Below are 9,530 nucleotides of genomic sequence, written 5' to 3' on the forward strand. Positions count from 1 at the left end.
TACAGCGGAGCTTACAGCGAGAAAGAAACAGTATGAGTATTATAGAGATAATCTGCTTACCTTTGATGCTACAATCAAACAGGTTCGCTTAGGTGATATATGTTCTGTCATAACTAAAGGAACAACACCTAAAAGCTATACCAAAACAGGAGTATCTTTCGTGAAAACGGAAGCATTTGACGGAACAAGAATAGTTCCAGAAAAGCTATCTTATGTGGATGAAGAAACCCATACCACATTTTTGAGAAGATCTATTCTGGAAGAGAACGACATTCTTGTTACTATTGCAGGAGCGACCATTGGGAAATGTGCAATGGTACCAAAAGAGATTTTACCTGCAAACACCAATCAAGCTCTTGCAATCATAAGACTTGCAAAAGGAAACTCCCCGAAGTATGTAATGTATTTGTTGCAGTCTGATTTGATGAAGCAGTATATGCAGAAAAACATTAAAGGTTCTGCACAGCCGAATTTGAACTTGAAACAGCTCAATGATTTTATCATTCCATTACCCCCGTTGAGTGTGCAAGAGCGTTTGGTTCATGTGTTGGACAATTTTGAAGCTATCTGCTCTGACCTTAACATCGGTCTCCCTGCCGAGATTGAAGCGAGACAAAAGCAGTATGCCTTTTATCGTGATGCCCTCTTGACTTATGCGGCAACTGGCAAGACAATCTTGACAGACAGACAGACAGACAGACAGACAGACAGACAGACAGACGGACAGACAGACAGACAGACAGACAGACAGACGAGCTTAATGGCTTGATTTTGCTTTGTCAATATGTTTTTGGTGTCGCTTATGTCACTTTGGGAAATATTGCGACTGACATTTATCGTGGTGCAGGTATCAAGCGAGACGAAGTAACCGCCGATGGTATTCCTTGCGTTCGCTATGGAGAAATCTACACCATGTATGATATTAGCTTTACTGAGTGCGTTTCCCATACAACCGAGGATGTTGTTGCCAAGCCTAAGTATTTTGAACACGGCGATATAATTTTCACTATCACAGGCGAAAGCGTTGAAGAAATCGCAAAATCAATCGCCTATCTGGGACATGAAAAGTGTATGACTGGCGGCGATACGGTAGTCTTGAAGCACAAACAAGAACCTCGCTATCTGTCCTATGTGCTGTCCACAACAGCAGCACAGGCACAGAAAAGCAAAGGAAAGGTTAAGAGCAAGGTTGTCCATTCAAGTGTTCCAGCATTAAAGGAAATTGTAATTCCGTTGCCGTCCCTTGATAAACAGAAACAGATAGCTGATATGCTCGACAACTTCCACCAGTTGTGCAATGACATCTCTACTGGTATTCCGGCAGAGATTGAAACACGAAAGAAGCAATACGAATATTACCGAGATAAACTGCTGACTTTCAAAAAGCAGTAAACAAACCAAGGAGGATGCCGCATGAGCACTTACAACATCATTGCCGCAAGCAATGAGAGTACCGTTGTAGCTGAATATACGCCGGAAAGCTCACGCTCTGACAGTTTCCAGAGCGAAGCGGCTCTTGAAAAGGAATTTATCCGTCTGCTGACCGCACAGGGATATGAGTACCTTACCATCCATGACGAAAACAGTCTGATTGCCAACCTCAGACGGCAGTTGGAACTTTTGAACGACTACACCTTTACTGACAGTGAGTGGAAGCGTTTCTTCACTGAAACGCTTGCCAACGCTAACGAGGGTATCGTTGAGAAAAGCCGTACCATTCAGACCGACCATGTAAAGGTACTCCGCAGGGATGATGGAACTTCCAAGAATATTCAGCTCATAGACAAAAAGAACATTCACAACAACCGCTTACAGGTTATCAACCAGTACGAGGAAACCGAGGGCAAGCATGACACACGCTATGACGTGACCATCCTTGTCAACGGTCTGCCCCTTGTCCATGTGGAACTGAAACGCCGTGGCGTTGCAATCCGTGAAGCCTTTAACCAGATCAAACGCTATCAGCGAGATAGCTTTTGGGCGGCAAGCGGCTTGTATGAGTATGTGCAGATTTTCATTATCTCCAATGGAACGCACACCAAGTATTATTCCAACACCACCCGAAACAGCCACATCAAGGAAATGGGCGAATCCGCAAAACAAAAATCCAAGAAAACAAGCAACAGCTTTGAGTTTACTTCCTTCTGGGCAGACGGCAACAACAAGGTAATTGCAGACCTCATTGACTTTACCAAGACATTCCTTGCCAAGCACACCATTCTGAACGTGCTGACCAAGTATTGCGTCTTTACCTCGGAAGAAATTCTGATGGTCATGCGCCCCTATCAGATTGCGGCTACCGAGCGTATTCTCAACCGCATCGAGGTATCGACCAATTACAAGAAGATGGGTACGGTGGATGCAGGCGGTTACATCTGGCACACCACGGGAAGCGGCAAAACGCTGACCTCTTTCAAGACCGCACAGCTCGCATCTGCGCTCCCTTATGTGGACAAGGTTCTGTTCGTAGTCGATAGAAAAGACCTTGACTACCAGACCATGAAAGAATACGACCGCTTTGAAAAAGGCTCTGCCAACAGCAACGCTTCTACAAGGGTATTGCAGAGACAGCTTGAGGACAGGGACGAAAAAGGCGGCTACCACCAGTATAAAATCATCATCACGACCATTCAGAAATTGGACAACTTCGTGACCAAGAACAAGGGGCATGAGGTATTCAACAAGCATTGCGTTATCATCTTTGATGAGTGCCACCGCAGTCAGTTCGGAGATATGCACGCTAAGATTGTAAAGGCGTTCAAGAAATATCATCTGTTCGGCTTTACAGGCACACCGATTTTCGCTGCCAATGCCGGAAAAGGAAAGCACATGGAAATGCTGACCACACCGCAGACATTTGGCGACCAGCTCCACACTTACACTATCGTGGACGCTATCAACGATGGCAATGTTCTCCCGTTCCGTATCGACTATGTGAACACAGTTAAGGAAAAAGAGGACATCAAGGACAAGAATGTTTCTGCTATTGATATTGAAAAGGCAATGGGTGCGCCGGAGCGTATTCGAGAAATCGTCAAATACACTCTGGAGCATTTCGACCAGAAAACAAAACGCAACAGCTTCTACTCCTTGAAAGGCAAACGCATGGCAGGCTTCAATGCCATGTTCGCTGTAAGCTCCATTCCTATGGCAATGAAGTATTACAAGGAGTTCCAGAGACAGATTGCAGAGAGCCACCGTCAGTTTACGATTGCCACGATTTTCAGCTACGCCGCAAACGAGGAAGACCCCGAAGATGTTCTGCAAGAAGAAGGCTTCGACACCGATGCTCTTGACCAGACCTCTCGTGACTTCCTCGAAAGTGCCATCCAGGATTATAACGCTGCCTTTAACACTAACTTCGACACTTCCTCCGACAAGTTCCAGAACTACTACAAAGATTTGTCCATGCGAGTGAAGAACCGTGAAGTGGATCTTCTCATTGTCGTGAATATGTTCCTCACGGGCTTTGATGCTACAACGCTCAACACGCTGTGGGTGGACAAAAATTTGAAGATGCACGGACTTATCCAAGCGTATTCCAGAACCAACCGTATTCTGAACTCCGTTAAGACCTACGGCAATATCGTTTGCTTCCGTGATTTGCAGAAAGCAACGGATGATGCAATCGCTCTCTTTGGCGATAAGAACGCAAGCGGTATTGTTCTTCTAAAGAGCTTCAATGACTACTGGAACGGCTACGAGGACAACAACGGCAAGTATCATCCCGGCTATATTGAGCTGCTTGAAAAATTGGAAACAGAATATCCTCTTGGTATTCAGATTGTCGGAGAACAGGCAGAGAAAGATTTTATCCGACTGTTCGGCACTATCCTCAGTATGAGAAATATTCTTTCGCCTTTTGACCAGTTTGAAGAAATGGACAGCATCGCCGCAAGAGATTTGCAGAATTATCAGAGCATCTACCTTGACCTCTATGATAAGTACCGCAGAAAAGGCGATGGCGAAAAGGAAGATATAACGGACGATATTGAATTTGAAATCGAGCTTATCAAGCAGGTAGAAATCAATATTGACTACATACTGATGTTGGTTGAGAAATACCACGAGGGCAACTGCGAAGATAAAGAAATCCTTGCTTCGATCCGCAAAGCGGTTGATGCAAGTATGCAGCTCCGCAGTAAGAAAGAGCTTATCGAAGCATTTATCAGCCATGTCAATGTTGACACACAGGTTACTAACGATTGGCGTAGATATGTTCTGGAACAGGAAGAAATCGACCTGACGGAAATCATCACAAGTGAAAAGTTGAAGCCGGAAGAAACCAGAAAGTTTGTTACCAATGCGTTCCGTGACGGAGCATTGAAAACGACAGGAACAGAGATTGACAAGCTCATGCCCCCTGTATCACGCTTCGGCGGTGGTGGCAGAGCCAAGAAAAAGCAAGGCGTCATTGAAAAACTGAAAGTGTTCTTTGAAAAATACTTCGGACTTGGAATTGCAGAGTTCAGAGCCGAGGAACAGGAGCAGTCAGTTGTTTATGAAATCGAGCCGACCTATCAGATGGTAGCCGAAGAACCTGCATCGTATGGAACGAAAGAAAACTAAATAATGACTAAGCCAAAGGCGATCAACCGTAAAAAGTTGGTCGCCTTGTTTCGTTACTACATAGCAGAGCCGACCGCCCATGTCAACGGTCGAGATGAATGGGCTTCGCCCGCCGTTGACAAGTTCGCCCGTCTCCGCTGTAAGGCAATCAAGGGGCAACAGCAAAAAGTGCTGCCGCCCCTGTTCACAAAAAAGATACAACTATGATGCCAAGCATTTCCTGCGCAAATCTTGACAACAGAGGTCACTGTTTGTATAATAATGTCGTGGAAAGTTTATCCACACAAAAACTGAATATCGAAATGTTCAAACATATTTTGTGAAAGTCGGATTTGTCCGACACGGTATCGGTACATCGGAAGTGCCGAACTGCTCCACCACGCCATTGGTTCTGTTGGCGGGAGCTGTATGAAGCAGAACCCGACTTTGATTTTTCAGAGCCGATTACATAGAACATCACTTTGAAGCGAGAGCAATGCTCCCGCCGATTTCTGATGTTTTGTGTAATCGGCTCTTTTTGTTTTGTCATTTTTCCAAAACACGGTTCAGCGCCAAATGCGTGAACTTGAAAAATCGGCGAAAACGAAAAGGCTGGGTAGCGTAGAGCAAGATTCTACCATGGGTCCAAATTTCGCCTATCGCTCAATTTGCCCCTCATGGAATCTTGTTGGGGAGTGCCTTCCCCAAACCCTGCATCTGTTCTGCTTTCGCAGAAGCGACGGCATCTGCCGACCAACCATTTTCACAAATGAAGGAGGAACCGAATGACCAAAACCTACAACACACCGAAACGTACACACATCGTAAAAACCCGTCTGGACGATGAAGAACACGCCGACTTTCTTCGCCGCTTGGAGATTTACGACATGAACCAATCAGAGTTTATCCGTGAAGCCATCTCCGGTGCAACCATCAAGCCGACCATCGTGGCAACATTGGTCAGCGACGATTTACTCGCTGCTGTTGGTAAGCTGACCGCTGAGTACGGAAGAATCGGCAACAACTTAAATCAGATTGCCCGACACCTCAACGAATGGCATAGTCCCTATCCCACAATGGCGAAGGAACTGCAAGATGCTGCCGCTGATCTCGCCACGCTGAAGTTTGAAGTGATGAAAAAGGTAGGTGATGCTGTTGGCAACGTTCAAGCATATAAGCTCTAAAAATGCCGACTACTCTGCCGCTGAAGCCTACCTCACTTTTGAGCATGACGAGTTTACCATGAAGCCCACCCTGGACGAAAACGGCAGACTCATCCCAAGACAGGATTACCGTATTTCTACACTGAACTGCGGTGACGAAGATTTTGCGATTGCCTGTCTGAGAGCCAACCTTCGCTACGGTAAAAATCAAAAACGGGAAGATGTCAAAAGTCATCACTATATCATCAGCTTTGATCCTAAGGATGTTCCAGACCATGGATTGACTGTTGACCGGGCGCAGCAGTTAGGCGAGGAATTTTGTAAAAATCATTTTCCCGGACATCAAGCTATTATTTGCACCCATCCAGACGGACACAACGGCAGCGGCAATGTTCATGTACACATCGTTATCAACTCTCTGCGAATTATGGAAGTCCCGTTCATGCCATATATGGACAGACCGTGCGATACGCAGCCAGGCATGAAGCACCGATGCACCAACGCAGCCATAGAATATTTTCGCTCCGAGGTCATGGAGATGTGCCACGATGCGGGTCTGTATCAGATTGATCTGCTGAACGGAAGCCGAACCCGTATCACAGAGCGTGAGTATTGGGCAAAGAAGAAAGGGCAGCTTGCGCTGGATGACGAAAATGCTGTCCTTACTGAACAGGGGTTGCCGATCAAGCAGACCAAGTTTGAAACGGACAAAGACAAGCTCCGTGAAGAAATCCGTATGGCACTCTCCGATGCTATCAGCTTTGAGGACTTCGCAGAAAAACTTCTCCGCCGTGGCATCACCGTTAAGGAGAGCCGTGGGCGCTTGTCCTATCTCACGCCCGACCGCACCAAGCCTATTACAGCAAGAAAGCTGGGTGACGATTTTGATAAAGCCGCTGTATTTGCAATCTTTGTTAGAAACGCAAAACGAGTGAGGGCCAAAGCCGACCCCATCCATTCTGCAACCGCTATGCAGAAAATTATCAATGAGCGTGATACTGTCAGCCGCATGGTGGATGTAAATGCCGCAAAGGAAAAAGGCAAAGGTTACGAGCATTGGGCAAAGAAACACAATCTCAAAAATGCCAGCCGAGCCTATCTGCTGTATCAGGAAATGGGCTTTGATTCTCCCGAAGCATTGGCTGCTGCCTGTGATGCCGCCCATGAGAAGCTGAGCGATATTCGCACCGAAATGAAATCCGTGGAAGTGGCAATCGCAGAAAAGAAAGAACTTCGTAATAATGTTCTGAACTATCACAAGACCCGATATGTGATCGACGAAATGAAAGCCTGCAAGAATGAAAAAGCCCGTCAGAAATATCGTGATGAACATGACAGCGACTTCATCATTCTGAACGCCGCCAAACGCTACTTTGATTCCAAGGGACTCAAGAAGCTACCGAGCTACAAGACATTGCAGACGGAAGTGGAACAGCTCATCAAAGAGAAAAACGAACTTTACAACCAGTACCAGACTGCCAAGGATGAAGCCCAGCGCCTTGATACCATTCGCCACAATCTTGAACAGACCCTTGGCAGAAAAATCGAACACAAGAAGGAACAGGAGCGTTAATCATTCCCTTCGATTCGTTTCCTTTCCCATCCATCAAGTTCCCAATTTGGGAACTTGATACCACCAAACAGAAAGGACAATTTTAATATGAACGAACAAAAGAAAGTAATCGACATGTCACCCGAAGAACTGAACGAGTGGCTGGCATCCTTGCCCGCACCGGAGGATGATGCACCTTATCTGCCGTTCTCTGACCCCGACCCGTACTTCAAGTATGCGCCCCGTGAGCAGGCTCAGAGCCGCTTATTTAACAAGGACGGGCATCTGACTGTTCGCAACTACTGTGCTATGGCATTGCCCCAAATTACCGTTACACTCCGTTCCGGTCGAACCATCTATCGCTTCACTGGCAGCTACGACGGAAATCGCAGTTTACCCGCAAAGCTACTCGACCGCATGGTTAGAGACAACGAAAACTAAGAAAAATATTTTAACGAAAGGATGGATTTATTCACAAATGTGTGATATGATATATACAAGCAATCCTGTATTGGCAGACTGCCCGCCGATTAAGGAGGAACAAGATATGAATAGGCAGTCTGACAAAATTACCGCTATCTACTGTAGGTTAAGTCGTGACGATGAACTCACAGGCGATAGCAACAGCATTGTCAATCAAAAGGCGATTCTCAATAGGTACGCTAAAGACCAAGGTTTCAGAAATATCCAGTATTTTGTGGACGATGGGTACTCCGGGGCTAACTTCAACAGACCCGATTGGCAGCGCATGATCGAACTGGTGGAGAATGATAAAGTTGGTATCATCCTTGCCAAAGACATGAGCCGTATCGGCAGAAATTATTTAGAGGTCGGCATCTACACCGAGATGCTTTTCCCTGAACACAATGTCCGTTTCATCGCTGTGAACAGCGGCGTGGACAGCGCCAACCAACAGGACAATGACTTTACTCCGTTCTTGAATATCATCAACGAGTTCTATGTCAAGGACAGCAGTAAAAAGGTCAAGGCATCCATGAAGCAAAAAGGCGAATCCGGTGAGTATCTGACCACCAATCCGCCCTACGGCTACATGAAAGACCCCGACAATCCGAAGAAGCATTGGATTGTTGATGATGAAGCCGCAGCCGTTGTCCGTCAGATCTTCGCATGGTGCATGGAGGGCTACGGTCCCTCGCAGATTGCACACAAGCTTAAAGCTGCAAAGGTGGAGTGTCCTACTGTTCATTGGATGAAGTTAGGACGCAATGCTCCCGCAAAAACACCCGATGACCCTTATGGATGGGTGCCGGACACCATTTCCGGTATACTGGAGAAGCAGGAATACCTTGGACACACAGTCAATTTCAAGACCCGTAGGTTGTCGTACAAGAGCAAAAAGAAACTCGAAAACCCTCCCGACCAATGGAAGATTTTCGAGAACACCCATGAAGCTATTATTGACGAAGATACCTTCACCCGTGTGCAGGAGCTTCGTAAAAACAAGCGCAGACCTACCAGAACAGGCAAAACCAATATGTTCTCCGGTATTGTCCGCTGTGCCGATTGTGGTGAGAAATTGTACTACTGCACCAGCAAGAGTTTTGAAACCCGACAAGACCACTTCATTTGCTCCACCTCCCGCAAGCGTGGCAAAGATGTGTGCGAAACACATTTTATCCGTGCGGTTATGCTGGAGGAAGGAACCTTGCAGCATCTGCGTTTGGTACAGCTTTGCATCGCAGACTATGAAGATGCTTTTCGTAAGGCGTTGGGAGCAAAAAGGAGTGCGGAGGTTAAGAAAGACCTTGCGGCTAAGAAAAGAACTCTACAAAAGTCTGAAAACCGTCTGGCTGAACTGGACAAGCTGTTCAAGCGTATTTATGAGGATATGGTCAACGGGAAACTTTCCGAAGCTCGTTTTCAGATGTTGTCTGATGATTATGAGCAGGAGCAGGAAGAACTGAGAGCCAAGATTGAAATGCTTGAAAACGAAATACAGAATCAAGAAAATCATGTGGAGAATGTTGATAGGTTTATACGAGTGGCAAAGAAACATCTGCATCTGGAAAAGCTGACTCCCGATGTGCTGAACGACATGGTGCAAGCCGTATATGTCCACGCACCGGATACTTCCAGCGGACAAAGGATACAGGATGTTGACATCAGCTACAACTATATCGGCATACTTCCCGCCAATTTACTCTATGACATTATAAACGGAAAGGCGGCATGATTACTCATGCCGCCTCCCCGAAAACATTATACTGTTTTATTAAGCCGCTCCCTCGTGGCTGCTTTTTTGTATT

Annotated in this window: 7 protein-coding genes; all 7 read left to right on the forward strand. The window is 46.2% G+C overall.

The window, feature by feature from the left end; translation table 11 throughout:
* Positions 1 to 769 (forward strand): restriction endonuclease subunit S (locus DS742_RS24840; protein WP_170313582.1); only part of this gene is annotated, 769 nt, incomplete at its 5' end.
* Entirely contained in the window at positions 766 to 1,392 is a 627-nt protein-coding gene (locus DS742_RS24845) for a restriction endonuclease subunit S (RefSeq protein WP_170313583.1), read from the forward strand. The genes DS742_RS24840 and DS742_RS24845, both read left to right, overlap by 4 nt.
* 21 nt (positions 1,393 to 1,413) lie before the next feature.
* A complete protein-coding gene (locus tag DS742_RS24850) occupies positions 1,414 to 4,569 on the forward strand; it encodes a type I restriction endonuclease subunit R (RefSeq protein ID WP_117419624.1) in 3,156 nt (1,051 codons plus the stop codon).
* 764 nt (positions 4,570 to 5,333) lie between these two features.
* Positions 5,334 to 5,732, forward strand: a complete 399-nt coding sequence (locus DS742_RS24860; protein ID WP_117419626.1) for a plasmid mobilization protein — start codon at positions 5,334 to 5,336, stop codon at positions 5,730 to 5,732.
* Positions 5,704 to 7,284: a relaxase/mobilization nuclease domain-containing protein gene (locus tag DS742_RS24865; RefSeq protein ID WP_117419630.1), complete on the forward strand. Its 1,581-nt coding sequence runs from the start codon at positions 5,704 to 5,706 to the stop codon at positions 7,282 to 7,284. The genes DS742_RS24860 and DS742_RS24865 overlap by 29 nt, the downstream gene beginning before the upstream one ends.
* An 87-nt stretch (positions 7,285 to 7,371) precedes the next feature.
* Positions 7,372 to 7,704: a hypothetical protein gene (locus DS742_RS24870; RefSeq protein WP_117419627.1), complete on the forward strand. Its 333-nt coding sequence runs from the start codon at positions 7,372 to 7,374 to the stop codon at positions 7,702 to 7,704.
* A 106-nt stretch (positions 7,705 to 7,810) separates the two neighbouring features.
* A complete protein-coding gene (locus DS742_RS24875; protein ID WP_117419628.1) occupies positions 7,811 to 9,457 on the forward strand; it encodes a recombinase family protein in 1,647 nt (548 codons plus the stop codon).
* Positions 9,458 to 9,530 lie beyond the last annotated feature (73 nt).

It is taken from the genome of Lacrimispora amygdalina (assembly GCF_003432035.1).
Taxonomy (GTDB): Bacteria; Bacillota; Clostridia; order Lachnospirales; family Lachnospiraceae; genus Lacrimispora; species Lacrimispora amygdalina.